General features: G+C 47.0%; 10 protein-coding genes and 2 pseudogenes. 3 read left to right on the forward strand and 9 right to left on the reverse strand.

The window, feature by feature from the left end; translation table 11 throughout:
* Positions 1 to 109: pseudogene (locus QUA24_RS27405) on the forward strand (IS1 family transposase); the annotation flags it as partial.
* A 151-nt stretch (positions 110 to 260) separates the two neighbouring features.
* Positions 261 to 872, forward strand: coding sequence for a pentapeptide repeat-containing protein (locus QUA24_RS24365; protein WP_333232736.1), 612 nt, complete (start codon positions 261 to 263; stop codon positions 870 to 872).
* A 77-nt stretch (positions 873 to 949) separates the two neighbouring features.
* Here QUA24_RS24365 and cruG read toward each other — a convergent pair whose 3' ends face one another.
* The 7 genes from cruG to QUA24_RS24400 form a co-directional block, all read right to left on the reverse strand.
* Entirely contained in the window at positions 950 to 2,152 is a 1,203-nt protein-coding gene (cruG, locus tag QUA24_RS24370; RefSeq protein ID WP_333232738.1) for a 2'-O-glycosyltransferase CruG, read from the reverse strand.
* Between the two features lie 232 nt (positions 2,153 to 2,384).
* Positions 2,385 to 3,326 carry a gamma-carotene 1'-hydroxylase CruF gene (gene cruF, locus QUA24_RS24375; RefSeq protein ID WP_333232740.1) on the reverse strand — a complete coding sequence of 314 codons (942 nt, stop codon included), beginning with the start codon at positions 3,324 to 3,326 and terminating at the stop codon, positions 2,385 to 2,387.
* Between the two features lie 88 nt (positions 3,327 to 3,414).
* A complete protein-coding gene (locus tag QUA24_RS24380) occupies positions 3,415 to 3,546 on the reverse strand; it encodes a hypothetical protein (protein ID WP_333232742.1) in 132 nt (43 codons plus the stop codon).
* A 6-nt stretch (positions 3,547 to 3,552) separates the two neighbouring features.
* Positions 3,553 to 6,168 carry a CHAT domain-containing protein gene (locus tag QUA24_RS24385; protein ID WP_333232744.1) on the reverse strand — a complete coding sequence of 872 codons (2,616 nt, stop codon included), beginning with the start codon at positions 6,166 to 6,168 and terminating at the stop codon, positions 3,553 to 3,555.
* Positions 6,169 to 6,288: 120 nt separating this feature from the next.
* Positions 6,289 to 9,207 (reverse strand): S-layer family protein, encoded by a 2,919-nt coding sequence (locus tag QUA24_RS24390; protein WP_333232746.1) that lies wholly within the window; start codon positions 9,205 to 9,207, stop codon positions 6,289 to 6,291.
* 65 nt (positions 9,208 to 9,272) lie between these two features.
* Positions 9,273 to 12,164: a two-partner secretion domain-containing protein gene (locus tag QUA24_RS24395; RefSeq protein ID WP_333232748.1), complete on the reverse strand. Its 2,892-nt coding sequence runs from the start codon at positions 12,162 to 12,164 to the stop codon at positions 9,273 to 9,275.
* A 65-nt stretch (positions 12,165 to 12,229) separates the two neighbouring features.
* Positions 12,230 to 15,133 (reverse strand): two-partner secretion domain-containing protein, encoded by a 2,904-nt coding sequence (locus QUA24_RS24400; RefSeq protein WP_333232750.1) that lies wholly within the window; start codon positions 15,131 to 15,133, stop codon positions 12,230 to 12,232.
* 526 nt (positions 15,134 to 15,659) lie between these two features.
* On the opposite strand from QUA24_RS24400, the gene QUA24_RS24405 reads away from it, so the two are divergent.
* Positions 15,660 to 16,832 (forward strand): PIN domain-containing protein, encoded by a 1,173-nt coding sequence (locus QUA24_RS24405; protein ID WP_333232751.1) that lies wholly within the window; start codon positions 15,660 to 15,662, stop codon positions 16,830 to 16,832.
* Positions 16,833 to 17,170: 338 nt separating this feature from the next.
* Here the strand turns inward: QUA24_RS24405 and QUA24_RS27410 are convergent.
* Positions 17,171 to 17,284 (reverse strand): annotated as a pseudogene (locus QUA24_RS27410) (hypothetical protein); the annotation flags it as partial.
* Positions 17,285 to 19,348 (reverse strand): ShlB/FhaC/HecB family hemolysin secretion/activation protein, encoded by a 2,064-nt coding sequence (locus QUA24_RS24410; RefSeq protein WP_333232753.1) that lies wholly within the window; start codon positions 19,346 to 19,348, stop codon positions 17,285 to 17,287. It abuts the pseudogene before it with no gap.
* Positions 19,349 to 19,865: the final 517 nt, after the last annotated feature.

Raw genomic sequence — 19,865 nt, forward strand, 5'->3', positions numbered from 1 at the left:
GACTCTTTGTTATTCTAAGTGCGCGGAAATGCTCAGGCACTCTATTAAATTATTAATACATTACCTAAAATTTCAGGGTGTTCCCGTTCCGGCAGTATTCATACCTTGATTCAGCAACGCCTTTTAAAGAACTATAAAAATTACCGCAGTAGCAACAGTTTAGAATTCTCGCCGTTTCAGCGCGGAGAGAGATCCACTATAATTAAGGAAGACGCACAAATCCTTAATCAACAGTGAAAAACAAGAGTTCGATTGGTTTAATGAGCTGGCTGCAACCCAAACCAGAAACCGTTTTGCTATGCGACTCAATTGCAGCAGCTTCTGACATGGCATTCATGCTCAACGGTGAGTGGGATGGGTGCAATAGTTTGGTCCTCCCTAAACCCGACAAGGTAGCAATTGAAGCAGCCGCTAGTTTGCTGGAGACATCGTGGTGCTACCAAAATACTTGCGAACCCGTTTTAATTCGGCTGGAAGTTGACGAATTTTTGCGCCGTTATGGGATTGGAGAGAGGTTTTTTATTAATGCTAACTTGCGAGGCGCGCAATTGAGCGAACTTTGCTTGGAAAACATTGATTTGAGTTATGCTAAATTAAATTTGGCTAACCTCAGTGGCACTAATTTAAGCAAAGCAAACTTCACGGTGGCACAGATGCCAGCCGCAAACTTCAGTTGCTGTAATTTGAGTAAATCGCAACTGGTCAGGGCGAATTTATCAGGAGCAAATTTATCAGATGCTAATCTCAAAGGTGCCGATCTGAGTTATGCAGATTTAAGCAATGTTTGCTTAAAAGGTGCGGACTTAAGAGGTGCAAATCTAGCGAGAACAGACTTAAGAAAAACAAGCTTAGATGGGGCGATTTTTGAGTAAAATTAGGGCGACATCAGGACGGGCAGGATGCCCATCCCACAAAATAAGCGACTTATTTTTGCCCCACGTTCCCATGATTATTCATACTTTCGGCCGCGCCACTGAGTAGGCTGATTTAAAGCAGAAATTAGAATACGCAAAAACGCCAGCGGATCGGCTAAAGGTGACAGCCAAAACAGCCATTTACCCGATGCCCCAGTTGTATCGTAGGAAGGTGCGATCGCAAAACACAAAGCCGATCGCACTGCAACCAAAAATACATTCAATCCCCACAGCCAAAAGTGCGGAAATACACCCACCGCAGGCAGCGAACCAAACAGCAAATAGCACAACACAATCGGCACCGGCAAACCTTGAACCGCCAGCAACAGCCACAAATCGCCCCAGATTTGACCGCCAGAAGCAGCATCTTTCAAATCGAGCGATCGACCCCATTCATTCCAAGTCTCGATCGCCCCCTCATACATCCGCACCTTCAACACCTTAGCCCCATCCAAAAAGCCCACCTTAAAGCCCTTAGCAGCCGCATAGCGAGCCAGAGTCACATCATCGCAAAACGAACCCCTCGCGACCTCATAGCCCCCCAATGCCACCAAAACCTCGCGCCTGCACAAAAAACACTGACCGTTCGCCATCACCCGTTCCGGCACATCCCCGCCAGTCCCCGTCGGCCCGAACCGATAAACCAAAGTCATTAATAAAGCAGGTTGCAGCCACAACTCCCCCGGATACTTGAGGATAAACTGCGGCGACAGCGAAATCAAATCGTAATTTCCAGCCGCCGCCGTCTTCAGCAAACTCGCAATCAAGCCGGGATGCGGCACAGTATCCGCATCTATCCCCAAAATCCACTCGCACTTCTCGGAACTTGCCAAAAAACCCGCATTCAGCGCCCAGGGACGCCCTACCCAACCCGCCGGCAGCGGATCGTCGTTAATCAAGCGAAACCGGGGGTCTTTTTGTGCTGCAGCTTTGACTAAATCTCCGGTTCCGTCTACCGAATAGCTGTCAACCACAATCGCTTCTCGGAGTTCGTAACTTTGGCGGCTTAATCCTTCCAAACAAGGCGAAATGCGATCGGCTTCGTTCAAAGTCGGTACTACCGCAGTACAAACACCCAACAAATCCAGCGTCGGCGAATCGGGTTCCAGGGGCGGGATGCGCGATGGGCCTTTAATTAAGCGCGACATCAGAAGGGCTGCGGCGGGCAATTGTAGCAGCAGGAGTGCGACAGGGATGATAGTTGTCAGCGGTTGGGAGAACAGGTGAGGGGCGATCATGGGATTTTAGATTTTAGATTTTAGATTTTAGATTTTCAATTGAAGAATTGGGAATTACGGTTGGTGTCAATTTAAAAATTTAATAAAATTTTTGCCTCAAACATATTACAGGAATTGGGAATGAAAAAATCGCCATTGAAAAACCCGGTTTCTTGTAGAAACCGGGTTTTTAAACTAGCTCAAAATTTAGTGTAAATTTTTGCTAAATCAGCCGGGGTTGCTCACTAGCAACTCACTTACGCAAAACGCCCACGGGCTGAGGTGGAATTTCAGCCGTGATAACAGATGTATCCAAAGACGGCATTGTTTCGGTTACGTCACCTGCTGCAGGTTTAGCGATCCAGCTTAACGCGATCGCCGGAACTACACCCAGAAGCACCGCTAGCGATGTCGGGAACCAGAACCGAGAATCCAAGGAAACTACAGTGATAATTGCTCCGAAAGCAAAGTTTACCAAATAAACAATTAAGGGCAAACCCAATTCCGATCGCTCTAATTTAATCGATGTTTTTCTCCACAAGAAAGCTGCTACAGACATAAATAGCGCCCCCGTGCCCATCCAGCCAGCCAAATTGCGGTAAGGCATCCCAAAGAAAGCCCCAAGTTCCTCAAACTCCCAAAAAGGCACAGAAGTTTGACTCATCGCCGGATCTAGTACAAAATCCCAAGCTGTTAGCAGCAAAGCACCAAGGGCGATCGCCCCTATTTGGCGCACCCAGTTGAGATCACCTTTACCACCAGCTACTCCAGCGCGAGCAATTATGTATGAAACCAGTCCCAGATAAAACCACGAGAGGGGAATGGTAAACGGAACCAGCCCTGCAATTTTGTAGCCCAAACCGCTCAAATAATGGTAGTGGCCGAAGGGAAAACCCGTACTCGTTCCCAGCAACTCGCTACTCAAGGACAAAAACACAGAAGGCACTAAAAAAGCCAGAGTTGCACCCCAACCCAACGTCCGCAAGGCATAGAGAGCAACCGCTGCAGCACCAAAGATGATATAAACTACTCCACCCCCAGCCATCCCCCACCGGAATAGCGTTTGCCCTGCTGGTGGCAAACTCATCACCAATTCGGGACGGGGTAAAATCAGCAGCAACCCTGCCAATCCAAAAGCCATTGACAAGACGTGGGCAATTAAGCAAAAGCGCTCAGCAATCAAAAGTTGCTTCATGGGACTCCTCGAAAAAATATTAGATGCAGAAAGCACTCTTAACAGTTTACAAACTTTAACAAAAAACCAACTGCATTTCAGTCAGTTGTCAGTTGAGTGTTGACTGTTGTCTGTTGTCTGTTGTCTGCCAGCCCAATGCCCCATGCCGATGCCCGATGCCCGATGCCCGATGCCCAATACCCAATGCCCAATGCCCGATGCCCGATGCCCAATTCCCCATCTTAAATTACTGCCAATTCCCCACTAGCACGAAAGGTGCCCAGAAATACGGATTCTGATACTCTGGGTTTTGCAACAGAGTTAATTGAGCGTTGCGGAGGGCTTCAGCTTTGCTGGTTTTAGAAGAAGCCAGTTGCTTGTAAAACTCAGTCATAAAGATAGCTGTAGATTCGTCGTTGACTTGCCAAAGGGTGGCGGCGGTGCTGCGCGCACCCGATCGAATTGCGGCCCCGGCCAAACCCAAAGCCGCGCGGTTATCGCCCGAAGCAGTTTCGCAAGCACTCAAAACCAAAAGTTCGATCGGCTGTTGTTTCTCCCCAGTGCGGGCTCGCAGCAGTCGATCGAACTCCTTAACATTCACTTTCTGATCCCAAGTCACAATAAAAGTATCTGCCGCATTCGAGCTAAACTGACCGTGAGTTGCCAAATGGACGATCGGGTAAGACAAAGATTTAATTCGATCGTGCAACCGCCCGCTGACAAAATCTTCATTCAGCAGCGAACTCGCCGGCATCTCGGCTGCAATTTGCTGAACTTCCTCCTTCACCCCCGGCAAAGCCGAGAAGCCTTGACGCGCTTCGGAGAGGGCAGCGGTGAGCACTTTTAACTTGACTTTGTTCAGCGGTTTCGGTGCTAGCAGTTGCAATCCCGGCGCCAAAGCAATACTGAATTTTTCTACCAAAAAGTTTTCACCGTCGTGGAGCACCGCCATCGGCAGATTTCGCAAATAACCGTCGAGCACAAATACCAGGGTTTTAATCCCAGCAGCGGTCAAATCCGGCTCTGCGGGGCGGATTAACCAGTCATAAACCTGTTCAACGGGTAGCCTCCTGTCGCGGGGGAAAGAAGCAGGCCTGATGGTATTTTTGGCTTGTCTGAAGGCAGTTTCCAGGTCAGCTTGAGACTTCTTCGTAGCGTAGCGGCGCAGGGGTTTGCCGGGAATTGACAAAATTACCTCCAAACGATCGCTCAAAATAATCGGATAAATCACCGCCGCTGTCGGATCAATTTCCTCGATCGACTTTGGTTTAGCATCAGCGCAAGCATCCCGGAAAAAGTTGTCCAATTCCGCCAACTGCAAAGATTCCACCGTTTGGCGCGCCAGTTTCAATTTAGCTTGACTGGGAGATTCCTCTTGCAAAAGCAGCCCGACTAATTCCCGATAAACCGGTTCGGCGCTTTCCCGAAACGAAAACTGCACTTCGGGATTGACTGTCACCAAATCGCCCCGCAAAGAAGACAGTACATTCACAGCTTGAGTATATTGAGCGATCGCCCCTTCTGTATTCCCCTGAGCTTTCCGAATCCGTCCCAGTTGCCAAAATAATTGGTAAGCAATATCAGGAGATTGAAACGCTGGTGCTAAACTCAAAGCCTGAATTGTGATATTTTCCGCAGTCTGATACTGCTGTTGGATTTCCGATAGTTTGCCTTTAGCTGCCAGAATATAAGCTTGTATTCGTTTGTCGCCCAAACTGTTTGCTGGTTCGAGAGAGCGATCGAGCATTGTGTCAATCTCGCTTAAACTTAAAGTTTTCGCTGGCGATTGAGCTAATTTCATCAAGCTTTGAGCTAGATTAATTTGAGCGTAAAGTCCAGCGCGGTTCGAGCCAAATTGATCGGTTTGAGGTTCGAGAGAACGCCACAAATCTTCTGCTTCAGACCAATCTTGGCGATCGATCAACAAACTCAATTGGTTTAACTTTGCTTGAATTTGTAGGAGCGATCGATTCGGTATCGCCTGGATCGATCGACCATAATACTCTAGGGCAAAGCGTTCCCAATCACCCCGCTGTTCTGGTGTCAAACCTGGTTTATTGCTTTTAGCCCGTACCGTATTGCCCAGATTGAGATAAATTGCAGCCTCCTCTGGCCGGGAACCTAATTTTTGGGCTGCTTCGAGTCCAACCGACAGCACATCCTGCGATCGTTCCAGTTGTCCCAAAACCCGCAATACCCGCCCTAAAGCATGAATTGCCCGGACTTGTTCGAGAGAAACAGGCTGATTTTTCAAAGTTTCCAAACCCGCTGCCGAAACTTCGCAAGTTGGGTTTTCCAACTTGAAAGAAGCTAAAAGAATTTTGCAAGCTCTGGGGTAAAGTCCGAGAATTTCCCAAGCCCGACTTTGATTAATTTGAACTTGAAAAAGTTGGTTTTTTCTATCAATTTGCTCGAATATTTTAGCAGCTTGCGTCCAAACCTCGATCGCATCTTGAGTCTGCCCCCGTTCGAGTTGCAACTGTGCTTGAATGTTGAGAGTTTCAGCCAAAATCCGCTGCTGTTCGGGAGTTTTTGCCTGTGTTCGCACAGCCGACAAACTTGAATTTACAGCTTTTTCTGCTTGTTCCCAAAGCCCCAACTGCCCATAGGTTGCAGCTAAATTGCTCAAAGCTGTGGCGCGATCGAGATTTTCGCCTTTTGCCTCAAACTGGGTCGCCGCTTGCTGCAATAGCGGTACAGCTTCCGAAAAACGTTCCTCTTGGTACAGAGTTCGAGCTTGTCGGACAAGCTGGACCGCTTGTGGTGGATTAATCTGAGCAACTCCGGGAGGAATCACAACGGATAGCAAACAGGAAATCACAAATAACAGAATTACTTGTCGGAGCGATCGGGTAAAGTTCATATTTAGAAAATAAAATTACAACCGCAGACACACATACTAACTAACCAAAATACATCTTATTCTTTATCTGCGTTAATCCGCGTTAATCCGCCTACATCGGCGGTCAAAAAAAACCTAATTTCAACGCGACACACAACCATAACTCGGTCGAGGATTGCGAGAATCAGCAGTATTACCCGGATTATATCCAACAAGCATAACTTCTCCTTTGGTATTCACCACCCAACCTTGCGCCGGAACAACTTCCCGATCGGGGATTGCCCCTTCTTCCTTCTTCCCTCGATCGGTTACATCGGTTAAATCCTCTACATTGCTCGTTGCCGAACTTCCTGCCTCTTCCACCCAAGGAAAGGGCGCTGGAGCGGTGCTGAGGGCATCATTAGGACTCGGTGGCACTCCTCCTTTCCCAGTGACGGTAAATGCGCTCTCGGCCTCTTGCGTGCAGGGATTTGCAGCAATTAACGCAGTCGGATCGACAACATTTTGCGGCAGTTCCACTAAACCTTGAGCCGGATTCACTCCAGAAGAACTAAATGTTACAGTACCTTGCAACGCCGGGCCGCTACTTTGGGAAATCGCCGCAATATCGCTGGTAGGAATTAGAGAAGTCGGACTTACTTGCAACGCTGCAAATTGAGCATCAGTAAGTCCTAAACTACTCCTAGCTTGGTCGCGGTTAAGGCTTGTAAAGCCAAATATATTTGGTACATTGACCGTAACTTGTCCGCCCCTAGCTGTGCGAGCATTAGCTGTAATATCACTATTCTCTCGCGGTAAAGCTACCAAAATATCGCTATTAATTCTGATATTACCGCCCTCAGAAATACCTGCATCCGTGGTGATTCGACTGCCGCGTCGCAACTGAATGTCTTGCGCTTGCAGGTTAATATTTGCCCCTGTTCCAGAGACAGTCGTGCCATCAATTATGCTTTTATTATCCAGGGAAATTGAGTTAGCTACAACGTTAATATTGCCAGCTCTACCTGTTCCTAAAGATTGAACATTAACAACTGCACTATCCCGAAGAATCAATTGATTAGCATTCAAATTCAACGAGCCTGCATTTCCGCTAGCAGTGGGATTTACAGCATTAAACGCCCTACCAACCGAGGCCTCAATTCCACTCCTCAACCCACTGTTACTTCCAATACCTTGCACTTGTAAGCGATTGGCATTAATTGTAATATCTCCTGCATCTGCTATACCCAAAGAAGCCGCAGAAATAACCCCGCCATTCTGCACAGTTAGTTTAGGTGTTGACAGGCGAATATCTCCACCCCTACCAGAACTTGCAGTTTGAGTAACAAAAGAACTTGCTACATAGCCCGCATTCTCCAAAAATCTTGACTCGCCGCTCACTTCTATAGACTCGGAGGCTCTCACAGTTAAATTTCCTCCCGTCCCCCCACTTGTAGAAAACACAACTTGCCCAAAAATAGCACCAGTCGTTAAACTAATTGTGGCTCCATTAGAAACACTCAGCCGCTTAGTGTCGATCGTAATATCCCCACCTTTTCCATTCGCATCAAAAGTATTCGTGCCGAGCCGAGTTTGCCCTAGACCGACAGGAAGACTCCCCGATAATTCCACCGATTCACTCGCTCTAATCGCGATATTCCCCGATGCTCCATCACTAAGGCTGAAGCTGGCAAACGCACCGCCATCGCGCAGTATTAACCGTTGCGCTTCAACAGTGATGTTTCCGCCTTGACCAGTGCTTTCGTTCGTTGTTCCGTTATAGAGCGTTGAACTCACGAGCTCGACGGTGTTGGCGCGGATAGTCACATTTCCGCCATCCCCAGCACCAAAGGTGGGGGCACCGGCTACTACCCCATTGCTCATCAACAGCCGTCCGGCTTCAATGTTAATATCTCCGGCTGCTCCACTGCCAATAGCGCTAGTAAACAGAACAATTTGCGAAATAAAGGGGTTGCCTGTTCCAGATGTCTGAAAATTTTCTGTAAGCTGCTGATAGCCCTCAATTCCCAACCCGATCATTTCTACTGAGTCAGTAGCGCGGATGTTGATATCGCTTCCTCTCCCCTCTCCCAGTGTGGAGGCGAAAATTTGCGATCCCCCCTCTACTCGCAAGTTTTGGGAATTGATATTAATGCCTCTACCATCAATATTTCCGAGTGTCAGTCCATAAATTCCTGAACCGTTAAGATTAATATTTTCACCTCGAAGATCGACTTTTCCACCTCCTAATCCGCTGGTATTTATAAATGCACCGTTCATTTCAATATTGCCGAAGTTCTGAATATTGCCATAGTTTAAATTCAGACCTAAAGCTGTTGGTTCAAATTGCACTAAACCTGGACTGTTGACACTACCGATAAGAATTTGTCCGGTATAAGCAGTTAGATTTCCTCCTTGGAGTTGAATGTCACCGCCAATTAATGCTAAAGTTTGACCGGGGTCTACTGCTAAACCGAGTTTTTCAAACGCAGGAATTTCTATGGGGAGTGGCGGTAAGGCTGATGTAGGAGCCTTTGTTTGGGAAGAGTTGACAATTGTGCCGGGATTTTCTCTAAATCTTAAACCCACAGGAATATTAATCGCTAACAATGGCACTGCATTAGAATTAGCTGCACTAAATTCAAACCCATTATCAAAGAGAATTCCGCTACCAGTTGAACCGACAAATGAACCACGCAAATCTAACCGAGCGTTGGGACCAAAGACAATTCCTTTTGGATTAAGTAAAAATAAGTTGGCATTTCCTTGGACTCCCAAGACACCTAAAATATTAGAAGGGTTGCCACCCGTAACGCGGGTGAAGATGTTGGTGATTCCGCTGGGATTGGCAAAATATGCTCCCCGCCCTTCACGGATGTTAAATTCGCGTAAACTGTGAAAGAGGTTAACGCCGCGAGTTGCACCGCCTTCTATTCTGTCCGAGGGTAAATTATTGATCGTGCCGGGAACTGTGCGTGAACTTTCTGCACCCAAGCTATTATCGGGGATGATTTGGGCGATCGCAGGGACAGGAAACAGCAGTAAGAATGCAAAAAATAGGGCGGAAGATTGGCAGCACATCTTTTAAGTCTGGTTAATTTAGTATGAGGAAAATAGCGACGGGCTAGCTAAAACCTAAAGAGTACCTATTGAGGTACGCAAACACCGGTCGATTTCGGACTGCGAAGAGATGCACCATTACTTGAATTATACGCTACCAGCGTTACTTTTCCTCGATCGTCCATTACCCAACCTTGAGCGGGAATAATTTCTGTTGGTCGAATTTCTATGGAGACTCTTTGACCTTCTATGTGCTGACTTCCATCTACCGCTGGTTCCACCCAATTAAACTGGCTAGAATTGCTGCTGAGAACATCATTAGGACTTGCTGGCACTCCTCCTTTCCCAGTAGCGGTAAATGCGCTATCGGCCCCTTGCGTGCAGGGATTTGCAGCAATTAACGCAGCCGGATTGACCACATTTTGCGGCAGTTCCACTAAACCTTGAGCAGGATTCACCCCAGAAGAACTAAATGTTACAGTACCTTGCAAAGCCGGGCCACTACTTTGGGAAATCGCCGCAATATCGCTGGTAGGAATTAGAGAAGTAGGACTTACTTGCAACACTGCAAATTGATCATCTGTTAATCCCAAATTACCTCGAACCTGTTCGCGAGTCACTGATGTAAACCCAAAAACATTAGGGACATTAATATTAACGCGACCACCGGCAGCCGATCGCGCATTAGCAGTAATATCACTATTTTCGTTGGGGAGAGTCACCAGAATATCGCTTTTAATGTTGATGTTGCCACCCTCAGAAATACTTGCATCAGTTGTAATTCTGCTCCCTCGGCGCAACTGGATATCTCGTGCTTCGAGGTTAATATTTGCTCCTAGACCGGATGCCGTTCTACCGTCAATGCTGCTTTGGTTGTCAAGGGAAATTGAATCTGCTTTCACGTTAATGTTACCAGCCCGTCCCGATCCCAAAGCTTGCAGATTGAGTGTTCCTTGATTGCGAAGAATCAATTCCCCGACATTTAGATTCAACGAACCTCCGTTAGCCGTAGCATTAGGATCTATAAGCTCAGAGGCAATCCCAACAGAAGTCTGAATTTGACTGTTAAATTCACCTTGACCCCCATTCCCAATAACTTCTACACGGCCCGCATTTATTGTGATGCTTCCCGCTTCTCCGCTGCCTAAAGATGCAGTGCTAATAACTCCCCCACCCCGGAGAGTCAGTACAGGTGTAGAAATGTTGATACTCCCTCCCTGATTAGCAGTATTGGCATCAGCGCAGATGAAACTGGGATTCCGACTGCCGTTCGCCAAAACTCCAGAAATACCCTCGACTGTTACTGACTCAGTGGCCCTAACTGTTAAATTACCTCCGGGCCCCCCAGTTGTATTCAACGGTTGGTTGCCCACAACTGCTCCGCTAGATAAACTAATTCCGCCTCCGTCAGAAATCCTCAACCGCTTCGTGTCGATATTAATGTCCCCAGCTTCCCCATTCACACCGCTGGCAGTTGAGCCAATTAAACTTGCTACGGGACTTCCAGTGGGAGTCCGCAGCACTTCTACTGATTCCGAAGCTTTAATGTTGATATTCCCCGCTCCTCCTTCACCGCGGGTGAGGCTGATCACACTAGCACCATCGCTTACGGTTAAACGTTTTCCCTCAAAGGTGATATTTCCTCCCCTACCGGTACTCCCCAAAAGTGGGCCACTGTGCATTGCAGAAGCGAGCATATCTAAAACCCCGGCACGGATGGTAATATTTCCGGCGTTGCCAGCACCTAACGTGGTGGTAGTCAATGCGGTTCCATTGTCCATCAGCAATCGTCCCGTGTCGATCGTGATGTTTCCGGCGGCTCCCATGCTATTAGTGCCAGTTATCAGCAGAAGTTGTGGGTCAAAAGGGTCGAAAGAGCCAGATATCGTATATTTACCACCAAACACTCTATAGCTATCTAATCCAATTCCGTTCATTTCTACTGAGTCGGTAGCGCGGATGTTGACAGCGCCTGCTGCACCACTTCCTGCTGTCAGAGTGGATAGTTGCGCCCCACCTTGGGCCCGAAAATTTTGGGCGTTAATGTCGATGCCCCTGCCATCGATATCTCCCAAAGTCAGTGCATAAATTCGCCCATTGTTGATGTTGACATTTCCACCTCGAATATCAACTTTGCCGCCACCGATTCCACTGGTGTTGAGCGCTGAACGGTTGGTTATTTCAATATTACCAAAGTTGGAAATATTGTCATAGTTTAAACTTAATCCCAATGGCGTTGCCCCCAATCCAACCATCCCCGGACTAGCGACGCTACCCAGCAAAATTTGTCCGGTTGATGCAGTGAGTGTTCCCTGATTTAATTCTATATCTCCTCCCACTAGGGCAAGAGTTTGTCCGGGCTCAACTGCTAAGCCAATGTTATTAAAAATCGGCGGGAACCCTGGAGGTAACTCTGGTAAACTCAAGGCTGGTGCTGCTAAAGAGTTAATGATTTTTCCCGGATTTTCTCGAAAGTTTAAACCGATAGGTATATTGACATTTAACAGCGGTAAAGACTGGGGATTGCTGCTGCTGAATTGATAGCCATTATTGAAAACTACGCTATCAGCAGAACTTGCTAAAAATGAACCACGCAAATCTAACCGCGCATTGGGGCCGAAGACAATTCCTTTGGGGTTAATTAAGAATAAATTGCCGTTTCCCAAAACTCCCAAAGTTCCTAAAATATTAGAAGGGTTGCCACCAGTAACGCGGGTGAAGATGTGGGTAATTCCGCTGGGATTGGGAAAATAGGCTCCCCGCCCTTCACGGATGTTAAATTCGCGCAAGCTGTGGAAGAGGTTAACGCCGCGAGTTGCACCGCCTTCTATTCTATCCGAGGGTAAGTTGTTGATAGTATCGGGAACTGTGCGCGAACTTTCTGCACCCAAGCTATTATCGGGGATGATTTGAGCGATCGCCGGGACAGGAAACAGCAGTAAGAATGCAAAAAATAAGGCGGAAGATTGGCAGCGCATCTTTTAAATCGGGTTAATTTAATTTTATAAAAATAGCGAGCGATTAGCTAAAACCTAAAGAGTACCTATCGAGGTACGCAAACACCCGTCGATTTCGGACTGCGAATAGATGCACCACCACCTGAATTATAGGCTACCAGCGTTACTTGTCCTCGATCGTCCATTACCCAACCTTGAGCGGGCATAATTTCTGTTGGTCGAACTTCTATGGATGCTCTTTGACCTTCTATGTGCTGGCTTCCACCTACCGCTGGTTCCACCCACGGCAACGGTTCTTCTGCGCTGCTGAGAACCTCGTGAGGGCTTGGTGGCAATCCCCCCCGCCCCGTCACAGTAAACTCGTTCTCGGCCCCTTGGATGCAGGGATTTGCAGCAATTAACGCAGCCGGATTGACCACATTTTGCGGCAGTTCCACTAAACCTTGAACGGGATTAACTCCAACAGAACTAAATGTTACCGCCCCTTGCAAAGCCGGGCCGCTACTTTGGGAAATCGCGGCGATGTCGCTGCTGGGAAGCAGAGATGTAGGACTTACTTGCAACGCTGCAAATTCGGCGTCACTGAGCTCCAACCTGCTTCTGACTTGTTCGCGACTCGCTGCTGTAAAGCCGAAAACATTGGGCACATTGATATTCACGCGGCCGCCGCCTGCTGTGCGCGCGTTGGCTGTGATGTCGCTGTTTTCTTGCGGGAGGGCGACAAGAATGTCGCTGTTGATGTTGATATTGCCGCCGTCAGAAGTGCCTGCATCGGTGGTAATTCGGCTGTTGCGGCGCAATTGGATGTCTCGCGCTTGCAGGTTAATATTTGCTCCTGTACCGGATACAGTCGTACCGTCAATCATCGCTTTGTTGTCAAGAGCGATCGAATTTGCGACAACATTGATATTACCAGCGCGTCCGGTTCCCGTAGCCTGCACTGTCACTGTAGCTCCATCTCTGACAATTAGTCGATCGGCATTCAGATTCAACGAACCGGCATTGGCCGTAGCATCGGGATTAGTACCAAATATCTTGCCTACCGAAGCATCAATTGTACTGACAAACAGACCGTTATTTCCGCTGCCACTGACCTCAATGCGATCGGCATTAACAGTAATATCCCCCACATCTCCCGCCCCCAAAGAACTCGTAGAAACTACCCCCCCATCCCGCACGGTTAGGCTTGGCGTATCAATGCGAATATCCCCGGCCGGACTTGAGCTCAAAGTTCCAGAACTCAGCGCACTAGCACTCTGAATTCCGCTGCTCAAAAGTTGAGAAATACCTGAAATTTCTACTGATTCAGTAGCCGTAACTGTTAAATTTCCAGCAGGCCCGCCCTCCCTAGAAAACAAAAACCTGCCAATTAACACACCCGATCCTACTGTAAACGCAGAACCCCCAGAGAGACTCAACCGCTTGGTATTGATGTTAATATTCCCCGCCCTTCCGTTAGATCCGATACTCAGCGTGCTGATTCCAGTTGACACAACTGTTGTCGGGCCGGTGTTAGACAATTCTACTGATTCAGCAGCTTTAATGTTGATATTCCCCGACGAGCCGCTGCTGTAGCTCGTCGTACCGAGAATAGAACCGTCGCGCATAATTAATCTCGCGACATCAACACTAATGCTTCCTCCCGCACCTGTACTTTCTTTAGCTGTCCCGTTGTTAATTCCAGAACCCACCATCTCAAAAGTATTGGCACGAATGATTAAATTTCCGCCATTTCCACTGCCAAAAGCGATGCCGCTACCTACTACCCCATTGTTGAAGAGCAGGCGGCCTGTGTCGATCGTAATATCGCCCCCCGAACCTGCACCAGCACTAGCATTAAATAGCATCATTAGCGGGTCAAAGGGGTCTGTAGTTCCCGATACCAAATATTTAATTGCAACTTCTTGATAGCCCTCAACTCCCAGCCCGATCATTTCTACTGAATCAGCAGCGCGGAAGTTGATATTACCTCCTGCACCATCTCCTAGAGTCAGGGTAGAAAATTGCGTTCCGTTTTCCACTCGCAACTTTTGAGCGGTGATATCGATACCTCTACCATCAATATTTCCCAGGGTCAGCGCATAAATTCGCGCACCGCTGAGGGTGACATTGCCACCTTTTAACTCTACTCTGCCGCCACCGATGCCACTGGTGTTAATAAGTGTTCCATCAAATATTTGAATATTGCCGAAATTTTGAATATTGTCATAATTTAAAGCTAAATTCCCCTGCTGAGCAACAGGAGGAGCCAGTGCAAAATTCACTAATCCGGGACTGGCGACGCTACCGAGTAAAATTTGTCCGCCGCTGGCGGTTAAATTGCCGCCTTGTAGTTGGATGTCGCCACCAATCAGTGCTAAAGTTTGACCGGGTTCTACTACTAAACCAACTCGATCGCTAATCGGAATTGGCACAGGAGAGGCTGGGAGGTTTACCTGTCCTAAAGCCGTTGATTGATTGACAATTGCACCGGGATTGTCTCTAAATCTTAAACCAACAGGAATATTAACTGTTAACAGCGGGGATGTTTGCGGGTTTGTGCTGCTAAATTCAACGCCGTTATTAAACACAATACTGTCAGCACTGGAACCGATAAAGGAACCGCGCAAATCTAACCGCGAATTCGGTCCGAATATAATTCCTTTCGGATTAATTAAAAATAAGTTACCGTTGCCTAAAACTCCCAGAGTTCCTAAAATATTTGAGGAGTTTGGGCCCGTAACGCGGGTGAATATGTTGGTAATTCCGCTGGGATTTTCAAAATAAGCTCCCCGCCCTTCACTGATGTTAAATTCACGCAAGCTGTGAAATAGGTTAACGCCGCGAATTGCACCGCCAGTGATTCTATCTGAGGGTAAGTTGTTGATAGTATCGGGAACAGTCCGCGAACTTTCCGGGCCCAGGGTATTATCGGGAATGATTTGGGCGAAGGTTTTCGAGGGAAATAGCAACAGGAAAGCAAAAAGTAGGGCGGAAGACAGGCGAGACATAGCTTAAATCCTGTTATATAAATAATATCGTTTCCGGTTCCATCAGAATTATATATTTGGATTATATCAGTGCGCTCGTCCCAGTATTATATCGACTCTCTTTCACCAATCAAGTTGACTTTTCACAAAGATAATAAAGATAGCTTTTTTCGGTACGACGGCTCATGTTTTTGAGTCGAATCGTGCGGCGAAATCGAGCTAGGAAAGGAGATTCTGATGGGGATTAATAAGGGGTTGACATTTATCCGTAGTTTGTGATCTCAATAGTCCGGACATTTTTTCTATGACCCAATGGCTTATTGTCTATGACTTCGCAGCCCCTGTGGATAATTAAATCAATGTTATCTCCACCCCTAACGCGGCATTTAATTCGACTTTTTTACGCTCCTTGCCCCGCGTAAGCTTGTAGTATCCTTCCAAAAACTGTCCGCAGTATTGTGATATTATCATCTTATGAACGACATTGTACCGCAACTGCGATACAATTACAAGTTAGGCGTACAACTCAGAGTTAACATAGATGACTATGGAAATAAAACCTCCTCCTCGGTTAGTTGCTCTTGATACACAGGTTTTTGATAGCTATAACTTTAACTACAATTCTAAAGTTTTTCAAACTTTAGTTACACTTGCTCAGCAAGAAAAAATAAGGCTGCTTTTAACTTCTGTCACTCTTCATGAAATAAGATCACATATTACCGAAGGTGCTGTATTAACCTCCAAAGCGGTTGAGCAAGCTGTAAACGATTTGAATAAAAAGCGTTTTAAACCGCAAGGAGATACTAAAAGAGTCAAAATTTCTGCGAATTCTGACTTGCTAAATGAATTCAAGAAAAAAGTTCAAGAGCTTGCTCCGAATTTTGAGCAAATTAATCAAGAGCTTCTAGACCAACTTAAAGCTTTTTTACAAGCAACTGGCTTTGAAATAATCGAAGTGGATCGGGTGTCAGTGGTTGATATTTTTGAAAATTATTTTTCTGGTACTCCACCATTTGGTGAAGGAAAGAAGAAATATGAGTTTCCAGACGCTTTTGCGCTCTTAGCTCTTCAAAAGGAGGCAGAAGACAGAAACAGAATAATTTATGTCGTTAGTGGAGATGCCGATTGGGAAAAGTTTTGTTCTTCGAGCGAATACCTGTCTTTGATTGGAAAGCTCGATGAATTATTGGAAACTATAATTCAAGAAACTGATTCAGATGAGTTTGATGCCTGCTATGAACTATATAGCGACAAAAAAGATGAAATAAAAGAATACATAGAGAATAAATTCTCTGATCTGAACTTTTCAATGGATTTGTCTGGAACTAGCTTGATTGAATGGGGCAGTGAAGAAATTGAAGTCGAGGTCAAGTCAGTAGATATTATTCATTCCTCATTAGTTCATATTGATGATTCTGATGCAGATCAACCTTCAGTAGTGTTTGAGCTAGAAGCAGAGGTGCATTATGACGCCAAGGTAAGCTATGAAAGCTTAGAATATGCAATTTACGACAGAGAAGACGATAGGTACTATGGAGTAGAAAAAATATATACAGTCTTTACTCAGTCCCTTAAGTTAAACGTGGAAGTTACGCTCACTCTATTTAGAGATAAAGACTACTCCTTATGTGATGCGGACATAGAAGATATTACTATCGACCCGAATAATACTTTAGGTCAAATAGTTATTGATACAGGTTTTGAGGATGACTATTACTAGATCAAGAATTTGCAGCTAAAACTTGTTGTGGGATGAAAGAACAAATAACAAGATATAAAGTTTAACGCCTGACACTTCGTTGGTGCGGACGGAATATAGGTTACCAGTGAGAGTTCGAGGTTACCTGCCGCCGCACAACTTCACCGTTATCTCGTAAACGCTGCGTGATCTTGCAGAGGATTCGGAAGCTCTATCGAGTGTCAAATCAAAGCCCCTAAAGCTTTCAATGTCACTTTTTGAGCATTCGTCAATTCCGTTACAGCTTGAATCTTCATGCCTTCATACAGCCGATCGCCCATCAACGTCCTAATACAACATCCGGTTGCGACATCCCACAGCTTAATCGTGCGATCGAGGCCACAACTTAATAAAATTTGACCGTCAGCGCTAAAGATGAAAGTGTTGGGCGAAGCGAACCGTAGGGTTCGATCGCACTCAACCCAACCTACAATTTAGAAAGCAAAGTAATTAATCCGGAAGTATAGGCCTTTTTCCTGCAAAGTTCGATCGCCTGATCGAGCATTTATCAAAGGAATACCATAGTCTAAACGCACATTCAACCGATCACCCATCTGCCAAACCAGCCCCAAACCCGCACCCAGCAGTTTGTCCGAGTCAGGATTCGGCTTTTCTCCTGAATGGTTCCACCCTACCCCAAAATCGATAAACGGAGCGAGTTGCAACAATCCTTCGACTTCTGGGACACGCCAAACCGGAATTCGCACTTCAGCAGACGCGATCGCACCGCTATCAGTTAACAGCAAATCTTGGCGGTATCCGCGCACGCTTTGAACGCCACCGATCCCAATTTGTTCGAGAGAAAGCAGGGGGCGATCGGCTAATTGAATGTCTGAACGCACAATCAGCAAGGTTTCTGGCGCTAGCAGCCGCACGTACTGCGCTTGTCCGCGCCACGCCAGAAAGCGGCTGTCGGGCCCGCTATCGTTCGCAGTAGCACCGAAGAGATTAGTGCCGAGGGAGAATTGCGATCGCGCCGCGAACACTTGGCTGGAACTCCGCTGCACATATTCTTGAAAAAACCGCACAGCCGAAACCCGGGTTTCGCCGCGCTCATTTGCTCCCGCAGAAAGCGCAAATCGTTCCCCTGAGAGGAATGTATCGCTTTCTTGCCGCGAAAAACTTAGTCCCAAAGCCAAAGTGCGATCGGGCTTTTCGACAATCGGCTGGCGGTAAGTTAACTCGTAAGTCCGCGATTTCCCCTCAATTTCAGCAGCATCAAACGGTTCCTCGATGATATTGGTGCTAGCAGCACTCGCTGCGAACCCAATCGTGCCGTTGCGCGCGTTGACGGGGACTGTGTAGCTGCCGTTAAATTCATTGCTGCCGTCGGTGTTAGCATAAGATACCTCTAATCCGTCGCCCAAACCGAGCAAATTTGCTTGATTGATGCGAACACCGCGCCGAAAACTTCCGACGCTGGGCGATCGATTGTTGTCTGCGAACACTTCACCGCTAAAGCTGTCTGCTTCTTTTACCCGTACTTCTAAGCGGCTGTTTTCCGGGCGGCTTCCGGCTTGCAATTCGGCGGAAATATTGCCAATTAAGGGGTCGAGTTGCAGCAGTTGCAAGGCTTCCAGCAACCGAGATCTATTGAGGGGCCGTCTGGTAGCGCGTTCTAGGCGCGATCGCACGTAATTTGAATTTAAGCGTCTGTTTCCAGTAATCACAATTTCATCTAATCCGCCTTCTACAATCCGAATTGTCACCACACCTCCTTCTCTCGGAAAGGTTTGGTTGGCGGGAATTACAGCGCCGGAATTGATGTATCCTGCGGCTACATATTTTTGAGTGACGGCTGCTTCGGCTGCGATCAGTTCGGCAAAGGTGATTTCGCGGCCCGCAAACTGTTGCGTAACTTCTGCGAGTTCGCGATCGCTAAAAGCTGTGTTACCCTCAAATTCAAAGCGATCGACCCTAATTGTACCTATAATCCCCGGTCTATCATCGCCGGGAACAGGTGTTAGCGGGGTTGGTTGGAGGGGAGACGGCGGGGGAGGTTGCGGTGCTGTTGGTGCAGGTAATTCCGGCTCTCTGGGCAGAATTGGGTTGGGCAGTTGACTGAGTTGCGAGACTCGATCGATACCCAAATCAATTTTTTTTCTGTCAATATTTTCTTCTAGTTTTTGATCTGAGTTAAAAAGCTCGGTTTCTTGAGTTTTTGTGCTAAATGTGCGATCGGCAGAATTTGCCGCTTCCGACTCTAAGTTAGGGATTTCCGGAGGTGGGGATAAGGGTTGAGTTGCCGCCAAAGCCGATCGTTCTGGCTCAGCGGGTAACTGCGTTTCCTCGTAAGAAGCTGGTAAGCCTTCACGGAGGCTGATATCGGTGTCGTTGGGGGGTAAAGCTCGATCGCCTCCGCTGCTGACTGCTGCCAAATCCTCAACATTTGAGGCCAAAATTTCGACTGTGCTAGCGGATGTTTTCGCTGGTTTTCCCAACAAAACTAACCCAAAAATACCAGCGAATAAAAATAGTTTTTGCGATCGACAAGCCATAGAATCTAATTATCTCGAATAATTGGGTAAAATATTTTCCGCAATAGAGCACCCTCAAGTAAAAATCAATCTTAACAGCAAAAAAACGAAACAGCCGTCGCAGCTAACAGTTTCGGCGACGCTACAAACCAAAAGGTCGATCGACGGCTGTTCATTTCCCAAGACTTACGCACCAACCGGGTTCTTATCCGAAAAAATATCGTGTAAGTCGATGGTAAACGGTAAAAAAAACCAAATTTTTTTTGTTGCAAAACCTACGCTTTCATGCTAACGCAGCGACCCGAACATTCCTGCACGCCAGGGTAAACCAGAAACCGGGTTGTGTCCGAAAAGACGCGCTACAACTGAGATATGGCACCCTTCTCAATAGTCTTTTTATGAACAGGCAAGATGCCTGTTCCACAAGAGATAAATTTTCTTGTGGAACAGGCATCTTGCCTGTTCTTAACCCTCTTTTGTCACTCTCGTGGTAGTATAAGGAGTGACACAGATCAAAAGCATTGCCAGTCCTATGGTA

Origin of the sequence: Microcoleus sp. Pol12B5, from assembly GCF_036701335.1 — a bacterium.
Classification (GTDB): domain Bacteria; phylum Cyanobacteriota; class Cyanobacteriia; order Cyanobacteriales; family Microcoleaceae; genus Microcoleus.

Coding starts and splice junctions, on each gene's coding strand:
- QUA24_RS24365 (WP_333232736.1), top strand. CDS start 261: ATGAGCTGGCTGCAACCCAAACCAGAAACCGTTTTGCTATGCGACTCA.
- cruG (WP_333232738.1), bottom strand. CDS start 2,152: ATGATCGCCCCTCACCTGTTCTCCCAACCGCTGACAACTATCATCCCT.
- cruF (WP_333232740.1), bottom strand. CDS start 3,326: ATGAAGCAACTTTTGATTGCTGAGCGCTTTTGCTTAATTGCCCACGTC.
- QUA24_RS24380 (WP_333232742.1), bottom strand. CDS start 3,546: ATGGGGAATTGGGCATCGGGCATCGGGCATTGGGCATTGGGTATTGGG.
- QUA24_RS24385 (WP_333232744.1), bottom strand. CDS start 6,168: ATGAACTTTACCCGATCGCTCCGACAAGTAATTCTGTTATTTGTGATT.
- QUA24_RS24390 (WP_333232746.1), bottom strand. CDS start 9,207: ATGTGCTGCCAATCTTCCGCCCTATTTTTTGCATTCTTACTGCTGTTT.
- QUA24_RS24395 (WP_333232748.1), bottom strand. CDS start 12,164: ATGCGCTGCCAATCTTCCGCCTTATTTTTTGCATTCTTACTGCTGTTT.
- QUA24_RS24400 (WP_333232750.1), bottom strand. CDS start 15,133: ATGTCTCGCCTGTCTTCCGCCCTACTTTTTGCTTTCCTGTTGCTATTT.
- QUA24_RS24405 (WP_333232751.1), top strand. CDS start 15,660: ATGGAAATAAAACCTCCTCCTCGGTTAGTTGCTCTTGATACACAGGTT.
- QUA24_RS24410 (WP_333232753.1), bottom strand. CDS start 19,348: ATGGCTTGTCGATCGCAAAAACTATTTTTATTCGCTGGTATTTTTGGG.